This is a genomic window from Roseateles sp. Mitsp63 (assembly GCF_059491535.1).
Genome location: NZ_CP168509.1, coordinates 1,745,030 through 1,768,432 on the forward strand (window position 1 = coordinate 1,745,030; position 23,403 = coordinate 1,768,432).

A 23,403-nucleotide genomic window follows, 5' to 3' on the forward strand; every position below is an offset into this window, starting at 1 on the left:
GAATGCGGCCCATGCTCAAGCAACGCACCATCAAATCGCTGACCCGCGCGGTCGGGGTCGGCATCCACAGCGGCCAGAAGGTGGAGATCACGCTGCGTCCGGCCGCGCCGGGCACCGGCATCGTGTTCCGCCGCGTCGACCTGGCGCAGCCGGTGGACATTCCGGTGAACACGCACAGCGTCTGCGACACGCGCATGGCCACGACGATCAGCCCGGGCGGCGATCCGGGCCAGCCCAAGGTGCAGACGATCGAGCATCTGCTGTCGGCGTGCGCGGGGCTGGGCATCGACAACCTGCTGATCGACATCAACGCGGACGAGGTGCCGGTGCTGGATGGTTCGGCGGCGAGCTATGTGTTCCTGCTGCAGAGCGCGGGCATCGAGCTGCAGAACGCGCCCAAGCAGTTCCTGCGGGTGAAGAAGCCGGTGGAGGTGCGCCGTGGGGAGGGCAAGAGCCTGATGTGGGCGAAGCTGGTGCCGCATCACGGCTACACGCTGAGCTTCCAGATCGAGTTCGACAACCCGGCGGTGTCGGCGACGGGGCAGCATTACGTGTTCGACATGGGCAGCGGCCAGTACAAGCGCGAGATCGCGCGGGCGCGCACCTTCGGCATGACCAAGGACATCGAGCTGATGCGCTCGCGCGGGCTGACGCTGGGCGGCAGCATGGACAACGCGATCGTGGTGGACGACTACCGGGTGCTGAATGCGGAGGGGCTGCGCTACGACGACGAGTTCGTGAAGCACAAGATCCTGGACGCGATCGGTGACATGCAGGTGGTGGGGCATCCGCTCCTGGCGGCGTACACGTCGTTCAAGGGCGGGCACGCGCTGAACAACCTGCTGCTGCGCGAGCTGCTGGCGGACGCGCAGGCCTATGAGATCGTGACCTTCGAGGATGAGCGCGACGCGCCGGCGGGGTTCGCCGAGCTGGCGCCGGCGTGGTGAGCGGCGAGGACGGATCGAGGTGCTGGTTTTCCGACTCGTCTTCGCGCTGCTGCTGGTGGCGGGTCTTTTGTGCTTCGCCGTCTACATCGGCACGAAACAGCCGATCTGGCGCCGCCGCGGCATCCTGTTGATCAAGTGGACCGTGATCGCCGGCATCGGCTTCTTCGCGGTGCTGATCCTGGAGCGGTTGATCCTGCTGGTGTGAGTGGCTCGCCGGAAACCCGCTCACTCCTCCAGCGCCTGCAACTGCACCAGCCGCTGATAGATCCCGCCCTCGATCGTCATCAGCTCGTCGTGCGTGCCGCGTTCATCGAGATGCCCGTGGTTCAGCACCACGATCTGATCGGCCTCGCGGATCGTCGACAGCCGGTGCGCGATCGCGATCACCGTCACCTGGCCTCGCAGCGCGCGCAGCGCCTCGCCGACCTGCGCCTCCGTCGCGCTGTCGATGTTGGCCGTGGCCTCGTCCAGCAGCAGGATCCGCGGATCCCCCGCCAGCGCCCGCGCCAGCGCGATCAGCTGCTTCTGCCCCGTCGACACCGCCAGCCCGCCGTCGCCGAGCCGGCTGTCGTAGCCCTGCGGCAGCGAGGACAGGAACTCATGCGCGCGCGCCGCCCTGGCCGCTTGCTCGAGCTTCTCGTCCGGAATCGCGCGGCCCATGCGGATGTTCTCCCGTACCGTGCCCGCGATCAGGTACGGCTCCTGCGGCACCAGTCCGAGCGCGTCGTGGAAGGTCTCGTCGGGCAGTTGCTCGAGCGGCTGGCCATCGACCAGGATGCGCCCTTGCTGCGGCTGGTAGAAGCGCAGCAGCAGCGCCAGCAGCGTCGATTTGCCCGAACCCGTGTGCCCCGCGATGCCGACGAAGCTCCCCGCCGGAATGTCCAGGTCCAGGTCGCGCAGCACCGGCTGCTCCGGCTTGTAGGCGAACCGCAGATGCTCGAAGCGGATCGCGCCCGCGCCGATGCGCAGCCCCGGCTGGAAGGCGCGCGGCTCCGACGGCTCGCGCAGCAGCGCGCGTACGCGCGACGCGGCCACCAGCGCCTGCTGCAGCTGGCTGAACTGCATCGTGATCTGGATCAGCGGCTCCACCACGCGCGCGATGTACGCGAGGAAGGCGTACAGCAGTCCCACCTCGAGGCCGGACAGCTCCCGCATCCCGAAGCCGTAGATCACCGTCACGATCAGCAGCACGTTGAGCAGGTCCAGCGCCGGCCGCAGCAGCCAGGCGTTGGCGCGCAGCTCCTGCACGCGCGCCTGCAGCTGCGCCTGGTTGGCCGCCTCGTAGCGCGCCGCGAAGCGCCGCGCGGCGCCCGCCGACTGCAGCATCGCCATGCCGGCCATGCTCTCGGCCATCTGCGCGTTGAGCTCGGCGCGCAGCGCGCGGGCGCGCTGCACCGGGCCGCTGCTGGCGCGCTGGTAGAGCCAGATGATCCCGGAGCTCGCCGGCACCAGCGCCAGCACGATCAGCATCAGCCGCCAGTCCAGCCACGCCATCGCGACCAGCGCGCCAGCGACCACGATCGTCGAGTCCAGCATCACGAACAGCACCTGCCGGTACAGGTTGTTGACCGCGTCCGTGTCGTTGGTGATGCGGCTGAGCAACTGGCCGGTGATGCTGCGGTCGAAGAAGGCCATCGGCTGCGCCAGCACATGCGCGTAGACCTGCTCGCGCAGCCGCAGCACCGAGCGCTGCGCCACCGAGGCCATGCGCCGCAGCTGCGCGTAACGCAGCAGGCTCGCCGACCAGCCGGCGAGCAGCATCGTGCCCAGCAGCAGCGCCATCGGGCCGAGCGCGAAGTCGCGCGGCAGCACGTGCGCGTCGATGAAGCGCTTGCCCAGGATGGGCCCGATCGCCTCCAGCGCCGCGGCGGCGACCAGCCAGCCCAGGCCCTTGATCAGGCCGCGGCGTTCCGGCGCGGCGGCCTGCGCGAGCAGCGCCAGCGCCTCGCGCGGCGAGTGCTCGCCGCTGTTCTTGCGGTCCGCGGCGGACGCGGTCTCAGGCAGCGTCAAGGCTGGCCTCCAGTTGTTGGTAGCGCCACTGGCCGGCATACCAGCCGCCCAGCGCGATCAGGTCCCCGTGGCGGCCGCGCTCGACGATGCGGCCCTGCTTCAGCACCACGATCTCGTCGGCCTCCATCACCGCCGACAGCCGGTGGCTCACCACCGCCAGGCTGCGCTCCGGATGCCGCTGGCGCAGCTCGCGCCAGTGGTCGAGGATCTGCGTCTCGGTGCCGCTGTCCACGGCGGACAGCGCGTCGTCGAGCAGCAGCACCGGCGCCTCGGCCAGCAGCGCCCGCGCGATCGCGACGCGCTGGCGCTGCCCGCCCGACAGCGTCACGCCGCGCTCGCCCACCAGCGTGTCGTAGCCCTGCGGCAGGCGCGCGATGTCGTCGTGCACGGCGGCCAGCTCGGCCACCGCCAGGATCTGCTCGCGCGTCGCGTCGGGGCGCGCGAGGGCGATGTTGTCCGCCACCGAGGCCGAGAAGAGGAAGGGCTCCTGCGGCACCCACGCCAGCGTGCGGCGCAGCGCGTCGAGGCGGATCTCCGGCGCCGGCAGGCCGCCCAGGCGCACCGTGCCGGCGGTCGGTTCGTACTGGCGCAGCAGCAGGCGCAGCAGCGTCGACTTGCCCGAGCCCGTCGCACCGACGATGCCCAGCGTGCGGCCCGGCGGCAGCGTCAGCGCGATGTCCTCCAGCGCCGGGCGGGACATGCCGGGGTATTGGAAGCTGACGCGGTCCCAGGCCAGGTCCGCGCTGGCCGGCATCTCGCGGGTGCCGGTGTCGACGAGGCCGGCCGGCGCGTCCAGCACCGGCTGCAGCCGCGTCCAGGCGGCGCGGCCGCGCTCCAGCAGCGACAGCACCCAGCCGGCCGCGAACATCGGCCAGATCAACTGGCCCAGGTACATCGTGAACGCGGTGAGCTGGCCGATGCTGATGCGGTCCGTTCCCACGAGCCAGGCGCCGACGCCGAGCGCGATCACCGTCGCCGCGCCGAGCGACAGGCCGACGGAGGGCTCGAACATCGCCTCCCAGCGCTGCGCCTGATAGGCGGCGGCGCCGGCCTCGCGGGCCAGCTCGCCGAACTGCTCGCGGCTGCGGCGCACCAGGCCCAGCGCGCGCACGGTGCGCACGCCGGCCAGGCTGTCCTGCACCTGCTGGTTCAGCGCGGAGAAGCGCGACAGCGAATCGGACCAGGCCTTGTGGACCTGCGTCGAGATGCGCCAGAACGCGTAGGCCATGAAGGGGAAAGGCACCAGCGCCGCCAGGCCGAGCCGCCAGTCCACGCCGAGGGTCATCATCCCCAGCACCAGGATCAGCGTCAGCGAGCCGTCGAAGGCGGCGAGCAGCGCTTCGCCGGCGGCCATCTCGATGGCGTCGACGTCGTTGGTCGCCAGCGCCATCAGGTCGCCGGTGCGCTGCGCGTGGAAGAAGGCCGGACCCTGGCGCGTCAGCTGCGCATAGAGGCGGGTGCGCAGCTGGCGGCCGAGTTCATACGCGGTGCGGAACAGCGCCAGGCGCCAGCCCACGCGCAGCAGGTAGATGGACAGTCCCGCGAGCACCAGCAGGCCGAGCTGCGCGATCAGGTCCCAGCCGGCGAGCCGGTGCGACACCAGTCCGTCGACCACGTGGCCGACCTGCCGCGGGATCCAGACCGTCAGGACGGCGATGGTGCTGAGCATCAGCGCGCTGGCCGCGTAGGGGCGCCAATGGCCACGGATGTGGCCGGCGATCAGGCGTGTGAGGGACATGGCGGCGGATTGTGCCCGCCGGTTCTTGTACGGCTGGATGTCAGGGCAATGGCGCCGTGCCACGAGCCCCCTCTCCCCTCCCTCTCCCCGCTGGGTGTATGGACCGGAGACATGGGTGACAGGTGTGCCAGGACATGGGTAACAGGTCAGGACCAGGTTAGTCGGCCTGGCACAGGTCAATCAAGCGCACCTTTTGATGGCAGAAGAAGACGTCGAAGCTGCCGTCGAAATCAAGATGCGGTCTCAGGGCAACAGGCTGGCCGATGAGGCCTCGGCCGACACGGTAGAGCCTGCCCTTGAAGCAGATCCGCCCGCCGTCGCCGACGCGGCGCACCAGGTCGCCATCCCCGTACTCGATGGGCGCCAGCATGCTTGGCATTGAGCGCGGGTTTCCCGTGTAGCGACTCGCCGGCGTGTCCATGTCCAGCGCTCGATGCGGGCGCTTGGAGTTGTACAGGTGCCGCCACTGGCTGAAGTGATGCTGCGCATCGTCCAGGTCCTTGAAATGCCGCGAGGCCAGCAGCTCGGCCTTGAGCGTGCGATGGAAGCGCTCATCCTTGCCGTTGGTCTGCGGATGTGCCGGCCGGCTGTGGCTCAGCCGAATGCCAAGACGGATGAGCCACACGCCCAGCTCGGTAAGCGCTCCACGCGTGGGTGAGCCCCAGGGCGGGCCGTTATCCGCGTTGATGCGCTCGGGCAACCCATAGCGCTCAAAGGCGCGCTGCAGCACGGGTTGCACGGTCTCGAGCCGCTCGTTGCCCAGCGCCTGCAGGACCACGTTGAAGCGCGAGTGGTCGTCCAGCACGGTCAGCGGGTGACAGCGCTGGGAGTCGGTGGCGAAATGGCCCTTGAAGTCCATCTGCCACATCGCGTTGGGCGTCTCGTGCTCGAAGCGCTGCCAGCTCGTGGCGACCTTGCTGGCGTGCGGATCGATCAGACCATGGCGACGCAGCACCCAATTGGCCGTGCTCGCGGCGATCTGCACACCGTGGTCGCGAGCCAGCACATGGGCGATCTTGCGAGCCCCCCAGGCCGGGTACATGGCCCGCAGGGCCAGCACATGCGCCTGCAGCGGCTCAGACGTGCGAGTCGGCGAGTCGTGGGGGCGCCGTGATCGATCCTCCAGATCGTCTCGGCCGAGCCACTTGTAGCCGGTCTTTCGGCTGATTCCGTAGCGTCGACACAGCTCGCTGATGTTGGCATCAGGCTGCCGGGCGAAACGAACGAATTCCTCTCGTTGGTCCTTCACGGTGACTGGGCTCCAAGGCAACTTCGTCCTCCCGCTGACTAGGCGGGAAAAGTGTCACCCATGTCCTGGCACACCTGTTACCCATGTCCTCGGTCCATACACGCTGGGGCGAGGGGGTAAGACAGGGCAGCCCGCACTTGCCTTTGCGCAAGAACTCCCTCGCCCCCCGCGAGGGGGGAGAGGGCAGGGGAGAGGGGGTGCTTCGAAGGGCAGCAGCGCTGTGGCACGAGCCCCCTCTCCCCTCCCTCTCCCCGTTGGGGCGAGGGGGTAAGACAGGGCAGCCCGCACTTGCCTTTGCGCACGAACTCCCTCGCCCCCCGCGAGGGGGGAGAGGGCAGGGGAGAGGGGGCGGGTCGCAGGCAGCGGTGGCGATATTGCGACGGGGATCAAGAGCTAAGACGCAGGTGGCTTCACCGGCAAGCGATCCGCCATGCCGATGCGCGCGTGAACCAGGTCGGCCAGGATGCGCAGGCGTTTCTCGTCGAAGTTGCCGCTCAGCGCATAGGCGAGCTTTCCGTCGATCCAGTAGAGGCTGCGCGTGGTCTGGCCCGCTTCGACGCGGCGCGTCAGGCGGAAGGCCACCGGCGCCTCGGGCGAGCTCGCGCCGGCGCTGACGTAGAGCGTGAAGCGCTCGCCGGCCTCGTTCTCGTACATGAACTGCGCGCGCGCCAGCGGCGCGCCGGGCGACGCGTCATCGCCCGCCGGCAGCAGGCGGCCGCCGACCAGCTTCCAGCCGTAGTCGCGCAGCACCGGCGCGTGCAGCGGCTGGCCCAGCCGCTTGCTGAGCCACTGGATCAGGTGATCGGCCTGATCCGCGCCGACCTCGACCGGATGGCGCTGTTCGGGTTGATAGACGGCATGCGCGATGGCCGCGTCGCGGACGTAATCGGGCACCGACGGATCGCGGCCGGCGGCACGCGCGGCGGCCTCGGCGCTGGCGCGCTGCGCGGCTTCCTGCTTGGCGTACCACCACGCATGGCCGCCCCAGCCGCCGGCCACTCCGGCGCCGAGCCCCGCGGTCAGCAGCAGCGCCGCGGCCCAGGCGCGCGGCCAGCGCGGCGCGTTGGCGGCCTCGGGCGGCCGCAGCGCGGCGGCGAGGTGCGAAGGAACCGGCTCGTCGAGCCATTCGCGATGCAGCGCCTGCAGCGATTCGCGCTGCTCGCGCCACGCCAGCACCTGCTGCGCGGCACGCGGATGCCGCAGCAGCCGGTCGGCCACGGCGGCGGCGCGGGCGGGGTCGAGCTGGCCGTCCACGTAGGCGTGAAGGGTGGCCTCGTCGAGGTCGTGATCGTCGTCGTGCGTCATGGCGTGGCGCTCATTTCACCACCCGAAGCGGGGCGCGGCCGGCCTCGCCGCCGGACATCGACTGACGCAGCCGCTCGCGGGCGCGCGACAGCCGCGACATCACCGTGCCGACCGGCACGTCGAGCACGCGCGCCGCGTCCTGGTAGCTGAGTTCCTCGACGCAGACCAGCAGCAGGATCTCGCGCGCGGCGGCCGGGAGCGCCGCCAGCGCGCGTTCCAGATCCAGCCGCAGGGCGACCTGCTGCTGCGGTTCGTGCACCAGGGGCTGGACGGCGTCCTCCTCGTCCAGCGAGTCGTACAGCGCCTCGCGCGCGTCGCGGCGCTGGTTCAGGTAGAGGCGGTGCATCAGCGTCAGCAGCCAGTTGCGCAACGCGTCCTGGCGCGAGGGCCCGGGCTCGGCATGGAACAGCGCGCCCTTGCGGGCCGCGCGTTCGAGCGTGTCCTGGAGCAGGTCGTCCGCCCGCGCCGCATCGCCGCACAGCAGCCGCGCGTGACGGCGCAGGCGCGGCAGCAGCGGCAACGCTTCATCAATGACCACAGGCATGACCCAAGATGGATTGCGCAAAGGGATCGCGGTGTCGCTTTGGGCGCCTGGCTAGGCGCAAACCGCAGCCATAGCGGCGCTATGGCGAGGATTTGCAACGACGCCAGGCACCCAAAGCGGCGCCGCGATCAGGGCTTGGCGGTGTGCCAGATCTGATTGATGCCCTCACCGCCGCGATCGCCGGGCTTGGCGTCCTTGGTCCAGAAGTAGAGCGGCTTGCCCTTGTAGGCCCACTGCTTGGAGCCGTCGTCGCGCGTGATGATGGACCAGTCGCCGCTGGCCTTGTCCTCGGCGCGGGCCATCAGCGGCGGCCAGTTGGTCGCGCAGGGACCGTTGCAGGCGCTCTTGCCGGAGCCGGCGGTGTCCTTGTCGAAGGTGTAGAGCGTCATGTCGTTGGCGCCGACGAGCGCGCCATCCTTGGCCATCGCCGGGGCGGTCTGGGCGGCGGACAGGCCGGCGGCGGCCAACAGGGCCGCTGCGGCGGCGAACTTGAACATCTGCTTCATGCGAGGTCTCCTGGGTTGGGAACAGGGTGGGGGTATGGCATGAACACGGCGCGGGGGCCGTTTATTCCCGGGACATTCCAACTGACTTTCGGCCATGAAGGGGGATCGCCACGATGAATGAAGGTCCTTACCATGCGGCGGTCCCGATCCGGGGACGACATGTTCACATGAGAGGAAGGGAGAGTGCCATGACATTCACCGAAGCGATCCAGACCTGCCTGCGCAAGTACGCCGATTTCACCGGCACCGCCAGCCGGTCCGAGTACTGGTGGTTCGCCCTGTTCCTGGTGCTGGGCTCGCTGGTGCTGGGCATCGTCTCGAACACGCTGAGCCTGATCTTCACGCTGGCGATGCTGGTGCCTTCGCTGGCCGCGGCCTCGCGCCGTCTGCACGACATCGACCGCAGCGGCTGGTGGCAACTGGTCAGCCTGATCCCGGTCATCGGCTTCTTCGTCATCCTGTACTGGCTCGTCCAGCCGACCGCGCCGAACCGCTATGGCAACGCGCCGGGCGTGCCGGCGGTGTGATGACGGGCTGGTCGGGACGCGCTAGCCTCAGGTCCCGAGTTCAAGTGAGCTCGACACCCCCGTCGTCGCGCAAGGAGACCCCCGCATGACCGACCGTGCCAAGGCGCTCGCCGCCCAGCTGATCCGCAACTTCCACGAGGCCGAGCTCACCGCGTTCAAGCGCGAGCCGCTGTACGAGGCGCGCTCCGCGCGGCTCGCGCGCGGCACCGCGGCGCGCAAGCTCGGCGCTTCCTACGACATCGTCGAGCCCGGCAAGACCACCTGCCCCTACCACCTGCATTACGCGCAGGAGGAGATGTTCATCGTCCTCGAAGGCACCGGCACGCTGCGCGTGGCCGGCGAGCTGCTGCCCATCAAGGCCGGTGACATGATCTTCATCCCCGCCGGCCCCGAGTACCCGCACCACATCATCAACACCTCCGCCGCGCCGCTGAAGTACCTCTCCATCAGCACCATGGAACAGCCCGAGATCTGCGTCTACCCCGACTCCAACAAGTTCATGGCGGAGCACGGCCCGTCCAAGGCCGACCGGCCCTTCGAGGCGATCCGCGAGCTCGGCGGCGACCTGGACTACTGGCACGGCGAGCCCTGAGCGGGTCCTGATCGAGCCCTGATCGAGCCCTGATCGAGCCCTGATCGAGCGCGCCGCGCGCGGCCCGCTCAGTACGTCCGCGAGCCCTTGAACTGCGCGTGCTGGCGCCGCTGCAGCGTGGTCTGGCGGCTCATCGCGTCGAAGGAGACGCGCGCGTGCGCGTCCATGATCGCGATGCCCAGCGCGTCGGCCGCGTCCTTGCCGGGCTCGCCCGGCAGGCTCAGCAGCCGCGCCACCATCGCCTGCACCTGCGCCTTGGCGGCGCCCCCGTGCCCGGTGATGGCCTTCTTCATCTGCACCGCGGTGTACTCCGACACATGCAGGTCGCAGGACACCAGCGCCGTCAGCGCCGCGCCGCGCGCCTGCCCCAGCAGCAGCGTCGACTGCGGGTTCACGTTCACGAAGATGATCTCCACCGCCGCGCAGGTCGGCTGGTAGCGCGAGACCACCTCGCGGATGCCGTCGTACAGGATCTTCAGCCGCCCAGGCAGGTCGCCCGTGGGCAGGCCGTTCGTCTTGATCGTGCCGCTGGCCACATAGGCCAGCCGCGGCCCGTCCGCGTCGATCACGCCAAAGCCGGTCGTCTGCAGACCGGGGTCGATGCCGAGGATGCGCATGGCCTTGTCCCCTCAGGTCCCGGCGCGGAAATACCACCGCACCGCATGGAAGAACACCGGCGCCGCGAAGCACATCACCGCGATGCGGTCCAGCAGCCCCACCGCGCCGGTGATCGCGCTGCGGTTGCCCCAGGCGTTGATGCCGGCGTCGCGCTTGAGCGCCTGCATCACGAACGCGCCGAAGCTGCCGCAGCCCGCCGCGATGAACGCGGCGATCGCCGCCTGCCCGGCCTTGAACGGCGTGATCCAGTACAGCAGCGCGCCCGCCAGCGCCGCCGCGAACGCGCCGATCCACCACGCCTTCATCGTGAACGAGCGGCTGATGCGGCGCGCCACCGGCTTGGCGCGGAAGCGGCTGGTCGCGATCGCCTGCGCGATCTGCCCGCAGGCCACCACCGCCACCAGGAAGAACAGCAGGAAGGCGCCGCGGCCCTCGTACTTGGGGAACTCCAGCAGCAGCAGCGCCGGCGCGTGCGACAGCCCGTAGACGCAGACCATGATGCCCCACTGGATCTTGGCGTTGCGCTCCAGGAAGCGGCCCGGATCGTCCGCCAGCGCGCTGGCCACCGGGATCGCCAGGAAACCGTAGACCGGGATCAGCACCGAGAACAGGTCGAAGTGGCGCGTGCCCACCAGCACGTACTGCAGCGGCAGGATCACGAAGAACGCCATGATCAGCCCGCGGTGGTCGGCGCGGCGCGTGTGCAGCAGCGTGATGAACTCGCGGAAGGCCAGGAACGAGAACACGCCGAACAGCAGCGTCGCGCCCACCGGGCCCGAGATCCACGCGGCCCAGAACAGGCAGGCGCCGACCCACACCATGTTGAGCTCATGGCGGAAGTTGGACCAGCGGCGCTGCCAGGCGTCCTGCTCCTGCTCGGGCCGCTCGCGCAGCGACCACAGCACCGAGCCGATGCTGACCAGCAGCAGCGCGCCGAACAGCACGACGAACAGGAAGGCGACCTGCTCGCCCGGGTTCAAGGACTTGAGCCACCTCATTCCTTCCACCCTCCCGGACGCAGCGCCATGACGGCGGCGCGCGCGCGCTCCAGGAACGCGCGCTTGTCCTCGCCCGGCTCGATGCGGATCGGCGCGCCGAAGGTCACCGTGCACAGGATGGGCACCGGCACGACCTCGCCCTTGGGCATGACGCGCTGGACGTTGTCGATCCAGGTGGGGATCAGCTGCACATCGGGGAACTGCTCGGACAGGTGGAACAGGCCCGCCTTGAAGGCCTGCGGCGCGCCCTTGTTGGAGCGCGTGCCCTCCGGGAAGATGACCAGCGAGTCGCCGCCCTGCAGCGTCTCGACCAGCGGCTCGAGCGGATCCTCGTCGGGCGTGGCGCGGGTGCGGCTGACATAGACCGCGTTGAACACGGCGGTGGTGATCCAGGTCTTCAGGCGCGAGCTGGTCCAGTAGTCGCGCGCGGCGATCGGACGGGTGCGCGAGCGCAGCTCGGAGGGCAGCGATGCCCAGATCAGCACCCAGTCGAAGTGGCTCTGATGGTTGGCGAAGTAGATGCGTTGTTCCGACGTCGGCGGACAGCCTTTCCAATGCCCCTGCGCGCCGGTGATCAGGCGCGCCAGCCAGGACAGGAACAGGCCGGTGATTTCGGCTAGGACCATGGGGCGGGATTATCCCCGGGCAATCAGGTCCGCCGCCTTCTCCGCGATCGCCACGACCGGCGCGTTGGTGTTGCCGCTCACGACCGCCGGCATGATCGACGCGTCCACCACGCGCAGGCGATCGATGCCGCGCACGCGCAGCGCGGCATCGACCACCGCGCGCGCATCGCCATCCGGGCCCATGCGGCAGGTGCCCACCGGGTGATAGACCGTGTCGACGCGGCGCCGCAGCAGCGCCTCGATCGCCGCATCGCCGTCGACGCCGTCGCTCCACAGCTCCTTCTTCCAGAGCGCCCGCATCGCCGGCGCGCGCATCAGGTCGCGCGTCAGCCGGTAGCCCTCGATGAGCTCGCGCACGTCCTCGGGGTCCTGCAGGAAAGCGGGATCGATGCGCGGCGCCGCCATCGGATCGGCGCTCGCGAGCGTCAGCGCGCCGCGGCTGCGCGGGCGCAGCAGGCAGACATGGCAGGACAGCCCGTGCCCCCAGCGCAGCTGGCGCGCATGGTCCTCGACCAAGGCCAGCACCAGGTGCAGTTGCACGTTCGGCGCGGGCAGCCCCGACCGCGTCGACAGGAAGCCGCCGCATTCCGCGAAGTTGCTCGTGACCAGTCCGCGCCGTTCGCGGCGATAGCGCGCGGCCTGCCGCACGAACCACGCGCCGCCGCGCAGCGAGAGGCCGGCCAACTCGATGCGGTCCGATGCATAGCCAAAGACGAAATCCGGGTGATCGTGCAGGTTGCGGCCCACGCCCGGCAGGTGATGGCGGACCTCGATCCCATGGCGCCGCAGCTGCTCGCCATCGCCGATGCCCGACAGCATCAGCAGTTGCGGCGACTGCAGCGCGCCCGCGCACACGAGGACCTCGCGCGCGGCGCGGAAGGTTCGGCGCTCGCCGCCCTGCAGCGCCTCGACGCCCACGGCCCGCTGGCCTTCCATCGCGATGGACAGGGCGCGCACGCCCGTCTCCACCCGCAGGTTCGGCCGCCCGAGATGGGGCTGCAGATAGCCCCGCGCGACGCTCCAGCGCTCGCCCTCGTGCTGCGTGACCTGGTAGACGCCGAGCCCCTCCATGTCCGGGCCGTTGAAGTCGTCGAGCACCGCATGGCCGCGCGCGCGTGCCGCCTCGCGCCACGCGCCGTGCACGGGGGTGTCGGTGCGCAGGTCGCCGACCCGCAGCGGCCCGTCCTGGCCATGCCATGGCGCGCCGAAGCGCGCGTTGCGCTCGGCCTTCACGAACCAGGGCAGCAGGTCGTCGTAGCCCCAGCCCGTGCAACCGGCGGCGGCCCAGGCGTCGTAATCGCTGCGATGCCCGCGCGTGTAGACCATCGCGTTGATCGCCGACGAGCCGCCCAGCGCCTTGCCGCGCGGCTGGTAGCCGCGGCGGCCGTTCAGGCCGGCCTGCGGCTCGGTCTCGAAGCCCCAGTTGTTGACCTTCGCCGCCACCTGCAGCACGCCCGCGAAGGGCGTTGCCGTGACCCAGCCGTCACCGCGGCCGCCGGCCTCCAGCAGCAGCACGCGGCACGCCGGATCTTCGCTGAGCCGGCCCGCCAGCACCGCGCCCGCGGATCCGCCGCCGACGATCACGATGTCGGCGCCGTCCAGGCCCGCGGCGCTCATGCGATCTTCTTCAGCAGGCCGAGCAGCCGCTCGAAGGTCTTGCCATAGGGGGGATGGAACAGCTTCGTCCCCGCGAAGCGCGATTGCAGGAACACCGGCTTGAGCTTGCTGAAAGTGTTGAAGCCCCACACGCCGTGGTACGCGCCCATGCCGCTGGCGCCGACGCCGCCGAAGGGCTGCTCCTCCTGCCCCAGGTGCCAGATGCAGTCGTTGACGGTGACGCCGCCGGCCAGCGTGCGCGCCAGCACGTCGTCGCGCGCCGCCTTGTCGTCGCCGAACCAGTACAGCGCCAGCGGCCGGTCCCCCGCGTTGACATGCGCGATCGCCTCCGACGGATGGCCGTAGGGCAGGATCGGCAGCAGCGGGCCGAAGATCTCCTCGCGCATCACCGCCATCTCGGGCGAGGTGCCCAGCAGCAGCGTCGGCACCAGGCGCCGGTCGGCCGGGTGGTCGTCGTGCGTCGGCCGCAGCGTCGCGCCGCGGGCACGGGCGTCGTCGAGCAGCCCCCGCAGCCGCGCGTGATGGCGCGGGCTGACGATCGCCGTGTAGTCCGGATTGCCGTCGATGCGCGGATAGAGGCGGCGCATCGCGGCCACGATCGCGTCGGCCAGCGGCGCCACCAGCTCCCGCGGTGCGAGCACGTAATCCGGTGCGACGCAGGTCTGGCCCGCATTGAGCAGCTTGCCGAAGGCGATGCGCTCCGCGGTGAGGGCCAGGTCGGCGCTGCGGTCCACGATCGCCGGCGATTTGCCGCCGAGCTCCAGCGTCACCGGCGTCAGATGCCGGGCCGCCGCCTGCGCGACCAGCCGTCCCACCGGCGTCGAGCCGGTGAAGAACAGGTGGTCGAAGGGCAGCTCGGTGAAGGCCTTGCCGACCTCGGCATCGCCGGTGACGACGGTCATCTCCTCGGGCGCGAAGTGCTCGGCCACGAGCCGGGCCATCAGCTCGGACGTGGCCGGCGTCAGCTCGGAGGGCTTGATCATCACGCGGTTGCCGGCGGCCAGCGCCGCCAGCGCCGGCGCCATCGCGAGGAAGTAGGGGTAGTTCCACGGCGACACGATGCCCACCACGCCCAGCGGCTGCGGCATCAGCCGGTTGCCCGCGGGCAGGAAGTGCAGCGCGGTCGGCGCGCGGCGCACGGCCATCCAGCGCTTGAGGTGGCGGATCGCATGGCGCGCGCCGCTTTGCACGGTGAAGAGGTCGGCCAGCAGGCTCTCGTGTCGCGAGCGGTGGCCGAAGTCGCGCGACATCGCCTCGGCGAGCGCCTCGGCATGCGTCGTGGTCATCGCGAGCAGCCGCTGCAGCCGGTCGCGGCGCTGCGCCAGCGTCGGCAGGCGCTCGCGGTCGAAGGCGGCGCGCTGCTGCTCGAGCAGGAGGTGCAGGCGCTCTTGCGGGGCTTGGTCCATGGGATGTCTCCGCCGTTGTGCTGGTCGATGCCGGGGTGGCCAGAGGCTATGCGCAATCCCGCCGGCGGCCAAGCGCGCGGACCCTGGACTAGAGAGGCGCGACTAGCGCGGCGCGCCAATGAAAAAGCCCGGCCAGGGCCGGGCTTTTCGAGGCGGGCTCCAGGGAGCCCCCGCTGGACCGCCGCGAGGCGATCGCAACGATCAGAAGCGGTAGCCGACGCTCAGCGTCACGCCGTCAGCCTTGACGCCGTCCTTCTTGTAGTAGCGCATGTAGTCGACAGCGCCGTAGAACGACTTGTCGAAGTTGTACTTGCCACCCAGGCCGTAGGCGAAGCTGCCGCCGCTCTCCGAGCCGGACTCGCCATCGGCCGAAGCCTTGATCTTGCTGTGGGCGTAGCCCAGACGGCCGAAGACTTCGAACTGGTCGAAGGCGTACTTCGGGGTCACGAACAGGCCGTAGCTGTGCGGGATCTTGATCTTGACGCCGTCGACGGTGTCGTCCGACACGCCGAAGGCCAGCATGCCTTCGATGGCGACGTTCGGGTGCACGTCGTAGCCGATGATGCCGCGGATGGCGCCCGGCTTGGCCGACGGGCCGCCGTCAGCCTTGACCTTGACGAAGGTGTAGCCCAGTTCGCCGTAGAACGGGTTCTGGGTCTGGGTTTGCGCTTGAGCGGCGCCAGCAGCCAGCAGGGCGGCAGCGACGATGACAGAAATCTTGGTCATTGGAATACTTCTCTCAAAGTGATAAGCATCGCAGCGATGCGGGGGCGAAAGGTATCAACGCCTGACACCCATCGACAATGCAAGACGTCACGATCAGGTAAAAAAGTGCGTAAGACGTTGTCATGTGACCACGCATCGCCCCTGAATCTGCCCATGACCCACCCCAATCGGTGGGGGTTGCCCATCACCGCGCGTACAAGTGTTCACGGCGCCTTCACATCACTTCTTGCTACTCCCTCGGCCGTCGCGGACGCGGGCCCCAATGAAAAAGCCCGGCGCGGGGCCGGGCTCATGGAGACGGGGAGGGGCGATCGGGGCCAGGTCTTGCCCGGCCTCGGGATCGCGCGCGGCGATCAGTGACGGAAGTGCCGCACGCCGGTGAACACCATCGCGATGCCGCGCTCGTTGGCCGCGGCGATGACTTCGTCGTCGCGCATCGAGCCGCCCGGCTGGATCACGCAGGACGCGCCCGCGTCGGCCAGCACGTCCAGGCCGTCGCGGAACGGGAAGAACGCATCGCTGGCCACCGCCGAGCCGGCCAGCGCCAGGCCGGCGTTCTCCGCCTTGATCGACGCGATGCGCGCCGAGTCGATGCGGCTCATCTGGCCCGCGCCCACGCCCAGCGTCATGCCGTTGCCGCAGAACACGATCGCGTTGCTCTTGACGTACTGCGCGACGGTCCACGCGAACATCAGGTCATCGAGCTGTTGCGCCGTCGGCTGCAGCGTGGTGACGACCTTCAGGTCGGTCCTGGACAGGAAGTGGTTGTCGGCGGTCTGCACCAGCAGGCCCGAGCCGACGCGCTTGACGTCCTGCGCGTTGCGGCCCTGGTCCCAGGGCCGAGCGCCGCCCGGCGGCAGCGCGATCTCGAGCAGGCGCACGTTGACCTTGCCCTTGAAGATCTCGCGCGCCTCGGCGCTGAACGACGGCGCCATCAGCACCTCGACGAACTGCTTGGACACCAGCTCGGCCGCCGCGCGGTCCACCTCGCGGTTGAACGCGATGATGCCGCCGAAGGCGCTGGTCGGATCGGTCTTGAAGGCCTTCGCATAGGCATCGGCCGCGTTCGCCGCGACGGCCACGCCGCAGGGATTCGCGTGCTTGACGATCACGCAGGCCGGCGTGTCGAAGCTCTTCACGCATTCCCAGGCCGCGTCCGCGTCGGCGATGTTGTTGTAGCTGAGCTCCTTGCCTTGCAGCTGCCTGCCGGTCACCAGCGAGCCCGGCGCCGGGTACAGGTCGCGGTAGAGCGCCGCGGTCTGATGCGAGTTCTCGCCGTAGCGCAGGTCCTGCACCTTCACGAAGCTGCTGTTCATCTGCGCCGGGTAGTCGGACTGGGTGCCGTCGTCCAGGCGCGCGCTCAGGTAGTTGCTGATCGCCGCGTCGTACTGCGCGATGCGGTTGAACGCCGCCACCGAGGCCGCGAAGCGCGTGCGGTCGCTGGTCCGGCCGTGGGCCTTCAGCTCCTCGAGCACCTGCGCGTACTGCGACGCGTCGGTCAGCACCGTCACGTCCTTCCAATTCTTGGCCGCGCTGCGGACCATGGCCGGGCCGCCGATGTCGATGTTCTCGATCGCGTCCTCGAGCGTGCAGCCGGGCTTGGCCACGGTGGCCTCGAACGGGTAGAGATTGACCGCCAGGATGTCGATGGCGGCGATGCCGTGCTGCTCGATCGCGGCGACGTGCTCGGGCAGGTCGCGGCGCGCCAGCAGGCCGCCGTGGATCTTCGGATGCAGCGTCTTGACGCGGCCGTCCAGCATCTCGGGGAAGCCGGTGTGCTGGGCGACCTCGGTCACCGGCAGGCCGGCGTCGGCCAGCAGCTTGGCGGTGCCGCCGGTGGACAGCAGGCGCACGTTCAGCGCGTGCAGCGCCTGGGCGAATTCGACGATGCCAGTCTTGTCGGAGACCGAGATCAGGGCGGTGAGTTGGGCCATGGGAAGCTCTCTAGGGGGAATGCGGGGGGCGCGCGGCGGGCTCAGATCAGCTTGTGCTCGACGAGCTTGCGGCGCAGCGTGTTGCGGTTGATGCCCAGCCACTCGGCGGCCTTGCTCTGGTTGCCGTCGCTGTGCTGCATCACGACCTCGAGCAGCGGCTTCTCGACCAGGCGGATCAGCATCTCGTGCATCGAATGGGGCGCCTCGCCGCCGAGGTCGCGGAAGTAGACCTCCAGGTTCTCGCGCACGCAGGTTTCGATCGGTTTGGGCGTCATGCCGTGAGCCTTCTTTCTTGGTCTTCGTCGATGGGGCGGTCGTCGTTGGCGGCGCCGTCGCCCGCGTCGCCCTCCTCGTCCAGGCCGGCCTCGTCCGCGGCGCCGGCCCGCTGGTAGGGCAGCCGCTCATGCCGGACGGCGAGTTCGTCCAGCCAGTCCGTCAGCGCGCCGACCTGGGCGTCGCAGCTTTCGAGCGTGTTCATGCGGCGCCGGAAGTCCTCGCCGCCGGGCAGCGCGCGCACGGCCCAGCCGATGTGCTTGCGCGCGCTGCGCATGCCGGTGAGCTCGCCGTAGAGCGCGTAGTGGTCGTGCAGGTGATCGATCAGCCAGCGCTTGGCGTCGCCGATGCGCGGCGCGGGCAGCTCCTCGCCGGTGGCCAGGAAGTGCGCGATCTCCGCGAAGATCCAGGGCCGGCCCTGCGCCGCGCGGCCCACCATGATCGCGTCGGCGCCGGTGGCGGCGAGCACCTCGCGTGCCTTGCGCGGCGTGTCGATGTCGCCGTTGGCGACGACCGGAATCCGCAGCGCGGCCTTGACCGCGGCGATGGTGTCGTACTCGGCGTGGCCGCTGTAGCCCTGCTCGCGGGTGCGGCCGTGCACCGTCACCATCGCCACGCCGGCCGATTCCGCGGCGCGGGCCAGCGCCACCGCGTTCTTCTCCGCCTGGCACCAGCCGGTGCGCATCTTCAGCGTCACCGGGACGCCGCGCGGCGCGCAGGCGGCGACGACGGCCTCGACGATCTCCAGCGCCAGCGCCTCGTCCTGCATCAGCGCCGAGCCGGCCCACTTGTTGCAGACCTTCTTGGCGGGGCAGCCCATGTTGATGTCGATGATCTGCGCGCCGCGGTCGATGTTGTACGCGGCCGCCTCGGCCATCATGGCCGCGTCGGTGCCGGCGATCTGCACCGAGATCGGCGCCGGCTCGCCCTCGTGGTTGGCGCGGCGCGAGGTCTTCAGGCTGTTCCACAGGTCCTTGCGCGAGGTGACCATCTCGCTGACCGCATAGCCCGCGCCCAGCTTCTTGCACAGCACGCGGAAGGGCCGGTCGGTCACGCCCGCCATGGGGGCGACGAACAGGCGGTTCGGCAGGACGTGGGAACCCAGCGTGAGCGTGCCGGGCAGCGGCGTGGACATCGGGAACGGGGGCGGAGGCTGCACAAAAAAGAGGCAGGAGTATACCGCTGCCCCCACCGCCGAATCCCTCCTCAGAGCGAGGACTGCTTGCGCCAGAGCATGAAGCCCTGCTCGACGAAGCGGTTCATCACGCGGTCCTGCGACAGCTTGTAGACCGCGCGGGCGAGGCGGCCGCGCAGTTCCGGCGTGTTGCAGCGCGACCGGTGGGAGAGCGTCAGGTACAGGCCCTCGCGCGCGATGGCCGGCAGCAGCGGCTGGATCGACGCGCCGCCGCCGCGCGCCGCGTAGGCCTCGGCCGGCGTGTCCTCGTAGATCAGGTAGTCGGCGCGGCCGCGCTGCAGCATCAGGATCGCCTGCTCGATGCTGGCGACCTGGGTGATCTTGAGCGACTGGCGGGCGTAGTTGTCGAACTCGACGCCGAAGCTGTTGTTGATCACCGTGACGCCCTGGCGGCCGGCCAGGTCGCCCCAGCGCTTGAACGGCACCGGCGCGGCGGTGCGCGTCCAGATCACGCTGCGCGTCTCGCGGAAGGCGGGATGGAAGTAGTCCATGTACTCGGTGCGCGGCAGCGTGAAGAAGGCGCCGGCGATCAGGTCGATGCGGCCGGCGCGCATCTCCTCCTGCACGCGGCCCCAGGGGCCGACATAGCGGGTCTCGACCGGGATGCCGATCTCCGCCGCCAGCCACTGCATCAGCTCGGCGTTGGCGCCGACCAGCTTCTGCTCGTCCGACGGATCGCGCCACAGGTAGGGCGGGTACTGCGGATTGCCGGACGCCACCAGCAGCGGACAGCCGGCGATGGGGCCCGGCGCGGGCGTGGCGGGGGAGGGGGCGGGCGCCGCGCTTGCCTGGGGGGCGGAAGCGGTCTGCGCCATCGCGGCGGCGGCGCCGGGCGTCGGCCCGGCTGGCCCCGGACCCGCGAGGGTCAGGCCGATCAGCGCGATTGACGATGCAGCGAGGCTGCGCAAGGACATGGTCTTCGGATAATCCCACGCATGGAAGCCTGGCTGCAACACATGGTTCACCTGATGCTGGAGACCCTTGCCCTGCCGCAAGTGGGGCTTGGCGCGGTGTTCGTCATCGCCCTGGTCTCGGCCACGCTGCTGCCGATGGGGTCGGAGCCGGTGGTGCTGCTGCTCGTCAGCGCGAGGCCGGAGCTGTTCTGGCCCGCGATCCTGGTGGCCACCGCGGGCAATACGATCGGCGGCGCGATCACGTGGTGGATGGGCTACGGCGCCGAGCGCGCCTACGAGGCCACGGTGCACCACACGCCGCGCGACCAGCGCGTGCTGGGCTGGCTGCGGCGCTTCGGCGCCAGGACCTGCCTGCTGAGCTGGCTGCCGATCGTCGGCGACCCGCTGTGCGCGCTGGCCGGATGGCTGCGGCTGCCGTTCTGGCCCTGCGTGCTGTACATGGCGATCGGCAAGTTCGCGCGCTATGTGCTGATGACCAGCATCGGCGTGTCGATGCTGCCGGCGCAGTGGAAGACGATGCTGTCGATGGCGGGCTGAGGGCCGGCGCGCTTGCACAATGCGGGCTTCGACAGGAGACCCGCCATGAGCACCTCGAGCACCCCGGCGTACGACGCCTTGTGCCAGCGCCACCAGCGCATCCACCGGCTCGCCCACCTGCAGGCGATCGCGTCCTGGGACCAGTCCGCCTTCATGCCCGCGCGCGGCGCGCAGGCCCGCGCCGAGGCGCTGGCCGAGATGGGCGGCCTGCTGCACCAGATGGGCACCGATCCGGCGCTGCGCCAACTGCTCGGCGAGGCCGCCCAGGAGCCGCTGGACGAGGTCCAGCGCGCCTCGCTGCGCGAGATGCGCCGTGTCTGGCGCGCCGCGAACGCGGTGCCGCAGCGCCTGGTCGAGGCGCGCTCGCTGGCGAACTCGCATTGCGAGCATGCATGGCGCCAACAGCGCGCCGCCAACGACTGGGCCGGCTATGTCGAGAACCTGCGGCCGGTGGTGCGCTACGCCCGCGAGGAGGCGCAATACCTGTCCGACGACAGCGGCCTGGGCCGCTACGACGCGCTGCTCGATCACTACGAGCCCGGCATGCGGTCCGCCGAGGTCGATCGCGTGTTCGGCGACCTGCGCCAGTGGCTGCCGGGCCTGATCCGGCAGGTGATGGCGCGCCAGGCCGGCGATCGCGTCCTCCATCCGCAAGGGCCGTTCCCCGCCGCCGCGCAACGCGCGCTGGGCCTGGACGCGATGACGCTGCTGGGCTTCGACTTCGAGGCGGGGCGGCTCGACGAAAGCGCCCATCCGTTCTGCGGCGGCGTGCCGGAGGACGTGCGCATGACCACGCGCTACCGCGACGACAGCTTCCTGCAGAGCCTGACCGGCACCATCCACGAGACCGGTCACGGCCGCTACGAGCAGAACCTGCCGCGCGAGTGGCTGGGCCTGCCGATGGCGCAGGCGCGCTCGATGGGCCTGCACGAGAGCCAGAGCCTGTCCTTCGAGATGCAGCTGGGAGCGCATCCCGGCTTCGCGGGCCTGCTGCAGCCGCTGGTGGAACGCCATCTGGGGCGGCAGCCCGGCTTCGCCGCGGACAACCTGCACAAGCTGATGACGCGGGTCGCGCCCGGCTACATCCGCGTCGACGCCGACGAGGTGACCTATCCGGCCCACGTGATCCTGCGCTACGAGATCGAGCGCCCGCTGATCGAGGGCCAGATCGAGGTCGAGGACATCCCCGCGCTGTGGGACGCGAAGATGCAGGAGCTGCTCGGCCTGGACACGCGCGGCAACTACAAGGACGGCTGCATGCAGGACGTGCACTGGGGTTGCGGCCTGTACGGCTACTTCCCCTGCTACACGCTGGGCGCGATGTACGCGGCGCAGTGGTTCGCGGCGATGCGGCGCGAGCGCCCGGCGCTGGACGAGGAGATCGCGCGCGGCGAGCTGGCGCCGGTCTTCGACTGGCTGAAGTCGCGCATCTGGTCGCAGGGCAGCCGCTGGGAAACGCCCGAGCTGGTGCGGCGCGCCAGTGGCGAGGCGCTCGATCCGGCGCACTTCCGGCGCCATCTCGAGTCGCGCTACCTGGGCTGATCCGCGCCGGCGCGCCATGAAGAAAGGGCACCCCCAGGGGTGCCCTTCCTGTTTGCGTCCGCGGTCTCTACCCCACGGCCGCTCCCAACGAGTCGTCGAGGACCCGGTGTTCTGGTGTCAGGCCTTGCCCGCGCCCTTGCGGCGGCGCAGGACCAGGCCCATCGCGCCGAAGCCGGCCAGCATCAGGGCCAGGCTTTGCGGTTCCGGCACGGCGGCGGCGTTGCCGCCCGCGGCGGCGATCACGCTGACGTTGTCCAGCGAGGTGCCGAAGGAGTCACTGCGGCCGACCGAGCCGAAGCGCAGCGTCATGGGACTGCCGGTGCCGGTGAAGGTGGTCGTGAAGGACTGCCAGCTGGTGGTGGTGTCGGCGCCGACGGTGCCGGCCAGGCTGCCGATGCTCCACGACAGGCCGTTGCTGACGGCGCCCTGGTTGTCCGGGCGGTTGGCGTAGGAGAAGGTCAGCGTGTAGGCGGTGCCCAGCGCGGTGTTGAGCGTCTGGCTGATCCAGCTGTTGGTGGTGGTGTCCAGCTCGGCGAAGTTGCTGCCGTTGAAGGCGGCGCCGGCGACGTTGTTGCGGAGTTCCACGCCATGCGGGCCGACGGTCCAGCCCGGGATGCTGTCGAGGATGGCGTAGCTGCCGTTGCTGACGATGGTCGACTCGAAGCTGCCGTTGGTCAGCAGGTTCACGGGCGCGGCCAGGGCGAACAGCGGGGCGGCGAACAGGGAGGCTGCGATCAGGCGTTTCATGGGGTGGACTCGGGAAGTTCGACAAGGGGCGCGGTGGTCCGGCGCTTGTGTCGAATTGTTTGAGTCCGCCCTTCAGGTGCCATCCCCCTGTGCGCTGGGGGTTTGGTTGCAATTCGTGACGGATTGCACGTTGCCTGCCGAGCCGGCGAGGGGGTCGGGTCGTGCCCCGTTCCAACTTCTCACCGGCTTCTCACCGGCCTATCGCCATTTCTTCACCGGGCTTTCACCGGCCTTTCGCCGGCTTGGCTGGCCTGGTCGGCTTGGCGGTCTTGGCCGCGGGCGCCTTGGGTGCCGTCTTTGGAGATGCCTTGGTCGCGGGCTTGCGGGTCGCGGCCTTCGGCGTGGCGGGCGCCCGTGCCGCGCGCAGCATGGCGACCTCGGTCTCCAGCGCCTCGACGCGCGCGCTCAATCTCGCGGCCGTCTCGGCCGACGGCATGCCCAGCCGGGCGAGCGCGCGCGCCACGCGGTCCTCGAAGATGGCTTCCAGCTTGTCCCAATGCTGTCCGGCGCGGCCGCCGACCTCGCCGGCCATGTCGCTCATGCGGCGGGCGGCGGCGTCGAGCGCCGCCTCGGCCGCGCGGGCCTTGTCCTTGGCCTTGCCCCGCGCCTGGTCCTGCAGCCGGGCGCCTTCGGTCGCGAGCGCGCCCAGCACGGCGCCGCCCTGATCCTGGGCCTTGGCGAAGGCCGCCAGACCGGCCGACCAGATCTGCTGCGCCGAGGCCTTGACCTGATCCGCGAACGGCGCGTCCGCGGCCGGCGCCGAGGCGGCTTTCGCGTCCTTGCGGCGGCCTTTCGCCTTCGTCGCGACGGCCGTCTTCTGCTGTTTCTTGACCATGGGCATTCCTTGTCGTC

Annotated in this window: 24 protein-coding genes; 6 read left to right on the plus strand and 18 right to left on the minus strand. The window is 70.3% G+C overall.

Going from position 1 to position 23,403, the window contains the following annotated elements; all coding sequences use genetic code 11:
• The first annotated feature begins 11 nt into the window (after window positions 1–11).
• The gene (gene lpxC / locus ACEN96_RS07620) at window positions 12–947 is read left to right on the plus strand and encodes a UDP-3-O-acyl-N-acetylglucosamine deacetylase (protein WP_495587430.1); all 936 of its coding nucleotides are present in this window, start codon (window positions 12–14) and stop codon (window positions 945–947) included.
• A gap of 19 nt (window positions 948–966) precedes the next feature.
• Window positions 967–1,152 carry a hypothetical protein gene (locus ACEN96_RS07625; RefSeq protein ID WP_495587431.1) on the plus strand — a complete coding sequence of 62 codons (186 nt, stop codon included), beginning with the start codon at window positions 967–969 and terminating at the stop codon, window positions 1,150–1,152.
• 20 nt (window positions 1,153–1,172) lie between these two features.
• Here the strand turns inward: ACEN96_RS07625 and ACEN96_RS07630 are convergent, their stop codons facing one another.
• From ACEN96_RS07630 to ACEN96_RS07655, 6 genes are all read right to left on the minus strand, one after another.
• Complete coding sequence (locus ACEN96_RS07630) at window positions 1,173–2,957, minus strand: ABC transporter ATP-binding protein (protein WP_495587432.1); 1,785 nt, start codon at window positions 2,955–2,957, stop codon at window positions 1,173–1,175.
• The gene (locus tag ACEN96_RS07635) at window positions 2,944–4,695 is read right to left on the minus strand and encodes an ABC transporter ATP-binding protein (protein ID WP_495587433.1); all 1,752 of its coding nucleotides are present in this window, start codon (window positions 4,693–4,695) and stop codon (window positions 2,944–2,946) included. Before ACEN96_RS07635 ends, ACEN96_RS07630 begins: the two co-directional genes overlap by 14 nt.
• 157 nt (window positions 4,696–4,852) lie before the next feature.
• Window positions 4,853–5,965, minus strand: a complete 1,113-nt coding sequence (locus tag ACEN96_RS07640) for an IS481 family transposase (protein ID WP_495587434.1) — start codon at window positions 5,963–5,965, stop codon at window positions 4,853–4,855.
• Window positions 5,966–6,337: 372 nt separating this feature from the next.
• A complete protein-coding gene (locus ACEN96_RS07645) occupies window positions 6,338–7,249 on the minus strand; it encodes an anti-sigma factor family protein (RefSeq protein ID WP_495587435.1) in 912 nt (303 codons plus the stop codon).
• 10 nt (window positions 7,250–7,259) lie between these two features.
• Window positions 7,260–7,793, minus strand: a complete 534-nt coding sequence (locus tag ACEN96_RS07650; RefSeq protein WP_495587436.1) for a sigma-70 family RNA polymerase sigma factor — start codon at window positions 7,791–7,793, stop codon at window positions 7,260–7,262.
• A 128-nt stretch (window positions 7,794–7,921) separates the two neighbouring features.
• Window positions 7,922–8,290 carry a COG4315 family predicted lipoprotein gene (locus ACEN96_RS07655; protein ID WP_495588574.1) on the minus strand — a complete coding sequence of 123 codons (369 nt, stop codon included), beginning with the start codon at window positions 8,288–8,290 and terminating at the stop codon, window positions 7,922–7,924.
• A 197-nt stretch (window positions 8,291–8,487) separates the two neighbouring features.
• On the opposite strand from ACEN96_RS07655, the gene ACEN96_RS07660 reads away from it, so the two are divergent.
• Both ACEN96_RS07660 and ACEN96_RS07665 read left to right on the plus strand, forming a co-directional pair.
• Window positions 8,488–8,826 (plus strand): DUF805 domain-containing protein, encoded by a 339-nt coding sequence (locus ACEN96_RS07660; RefSeq protein WP_495587437.1) that lies wholly within the window; start codon window positions 8,488–8,490, stop codon window positions 8,824–8,826.
• Window positions 8,827–8,911: 85 nt separating this feature from the next.
• The gene (locus ACEN96_RS07665) at window positions 8,912–9,418 is read left to right on the plus strand and encodes a cupin domain-containing protein (RefSeq protein ID WP_495587438.1); all 507 of its coding nucleotides are present in this window, start codon (window positions 8,912–8,914) and stop codon (window positions 9,416–9,418) included.
• Window positions 9,419–9,486: 68 nt separating this feature from the next.
• On the opposite strand, the gene ruvC is transcribed toward ACEN96_RS07665, so the two are convergent.
• The 10 genes from ruvC to ACEN96_RS07715 form a co-directional block, all read right to left on the minus strand.
• Window positions 9,487–10,035, minus strand: coding sequence for a crossover junction endodeoxyribonuclease RuvC (ruvC, locus tag ACEN96_RS07670; RefSeq protein WP_343638861.1), 549 nt, complete (start codon window positions 10,033–10,035; stop codon window positions 9,487–9,489).
• Between the two features lie 12 nt (window positions 10,036–10,047).
• Complete coding sequence (locus ACEN96_RS07675; RefSeq protein WP_495587439.1) at window positions 10,048–11,034, minus strand: phosphatidate cytidylyltransferase; 987 nt, start codon at window positions 11,032–11,034, stop codon at window positions 10,048–10,050.
• Window positions 11,031–11,660 carry a lysophospholipid acyltransferase family protein gene (locus tag ACEN96_RS07680; RefSeq protein WP_495587440.1) on the minus strand — a complete coding sequence of 210 codons (630 nt, stop codon included), beginning with the start codon at window positions 11,658–11,660 and terminating at the stop codon, window positions 11,031–11,033. The genes ACEN96_RS07675 and ACEN96_RS07680 overlap by 4 nt, the downstream gene beginning before the upstream one ends.
• A gap of 9 nt (window positions 11,661–11,669) precedes the next feature.
• A complete protein-coding gene (locus ACEN96_RS07685) occupies window positions 11,670–13,277 on the minus strand; it encodes a GMC family oxidoreductase (protein WP_495587441.1) in 1,608 nt (535 codons plus the stop codon).
• The gene (locus tag ACEN96_RS07690; RefSeq protein WP_495587442.1) at window positions 13,274–14,683 is read right to left on the minus strand and encodes a coniferyl aldehyde dehydrogenase; all 1,410 of its coding nucleotides are present in this window, start codon (window positions 14,681–14,683) and stop codon (window positions 13,274–13,276) included. Before ACEN96_RS07690 ends, ACEN96_RS07685 begins: the two co-directional genes overlap by 4 nt.
• A gap of 201 nt (window positions 14,684–14,884) precedes the next feature.
• A complete protein-coding gene (locus ACEN96_RS07695; protein ID WP_495587443.1) occupies window positions 14,885–15,409 on the minus strand; it encodes a porin family protein in 525 nt (174 codons plus the stop codon).
• Between the two features lie 353 nt (window positions 15,410–15,762).
• The gene (gene purH, locus ACEN96_RS07700; protein WP_495587444.1) at window positions 15,763–17,343 is read right to left on the minus strand and encodes a bifunctional phosphoribosylaminoimidazolecarboxamide formyltransferase/IMP cyclohydrolase; all 1,581 of its coding nucleotides are present in this window, start codon (window positions 17,341–17,343) and stop codon (window positions 15,763–15,765) included.
• Between the two features lie 41 nt (window positions 17,344–17,384).
• A complete protein-coding gene (locus ACEN96_RS07705) occupies window positions 17,385–17,618 on the minus strand; it encodes a helix-turn-helix domain-containing protein (RefSeq protein WP_343638727.1) in 234 nt (77 codons plus the stop codon).
• A complete protein-coding gene (gene dusB, locus ACEN96_RS07710) occupies window positions 17,615–18,751 on the minus strand; it encodes a tRNA dihydrouridine synthase DusB (protein WP_495587445.1) in 1,137 nt (378 codons plus the stop codon). The genes ACEN96_RS07705 and dusB overlap by 4 nt, the downstream gene beginning before the upstream one ends.
• 71 nt (window positions 18,752–18,822) lie before the next feature.
• Complete coding sequence (locus ACEN96_RS07715; RefSeq protein ID WP_495587446.1) at window positions 18,823–19,725, minus strand: substrate-binding periplasmic protein; 903 nt, start codon at window positions 19,723–19,725, stop codon at window positions 18,823–18,825.
• 21 nt (window positions 19,726–19,746) lie between these two features.
• Here ACEN96_RS07715 and ACEN96_RS07720 point away from each other — a divergent pair, with 21 nt between their 5' ends.
• On the plus strand, window positions 19,747–20,262 hold the full coding sequence (locus ACEN96_RS07720) for a YqaA family protein (protein WP_495587447.1): 516 nt from the start codon (window positions 19,747–19,749) through the stop codon (window positions 20,260–20,262).
• Between the two features lie 45 nt (window positions 20,263–20,307).
• Window positions 20,308–21,804 carry a carboxypeptidase M32 gene (locus ACEN96_RS07725; RefSeq protein ID WP_495587448.1) on the plus strand — a complete coding sequence of 499 codons (1,497 nt, stop codon included), beginning with the start codon at window positions 20,308–20,310 and terminating at the stop codon, window positions 21,802–21,804.
• A 117-nt stretch (window positions 21,805–21,921) separates the two neighbouring features.
• On the opposite strand, the gene ACEN96_RS07730 is transcribed toward ACEN96_RS07725, so the two are convergent.
• Together ACEN96_RS07730 and ACEN96_RS07735 are read right to left on the minus strand one after the other, a co-directional pair.
• Window positions 21,922–22,551 carry a DUF642 domain-containing protein gene (locus ACEN96_RS07730; protein ID WP_495587449.1) on the minus strand — a complete coding sequence of 210 codons (630 nt, stop codon included), beginning with the start codon at window positions 22,549–22,551 and terminating at the stop codon, window positions 21,922–21,924.
• 223 nt (window positions 22,552–22,774) lie between these two features.
• A complete protein-coding gene (locus ACEN96_RS07735; RefSeq protein ID WP_495587450.1) occupies window positions 22,775–23,386 on the minus strand; it encodes a phasin family protein in 612 nt (203 codons plus the stop codon).
• Between the last annotated feature and the right edge of the window lie 17 nt (window positions 23,387–23,403).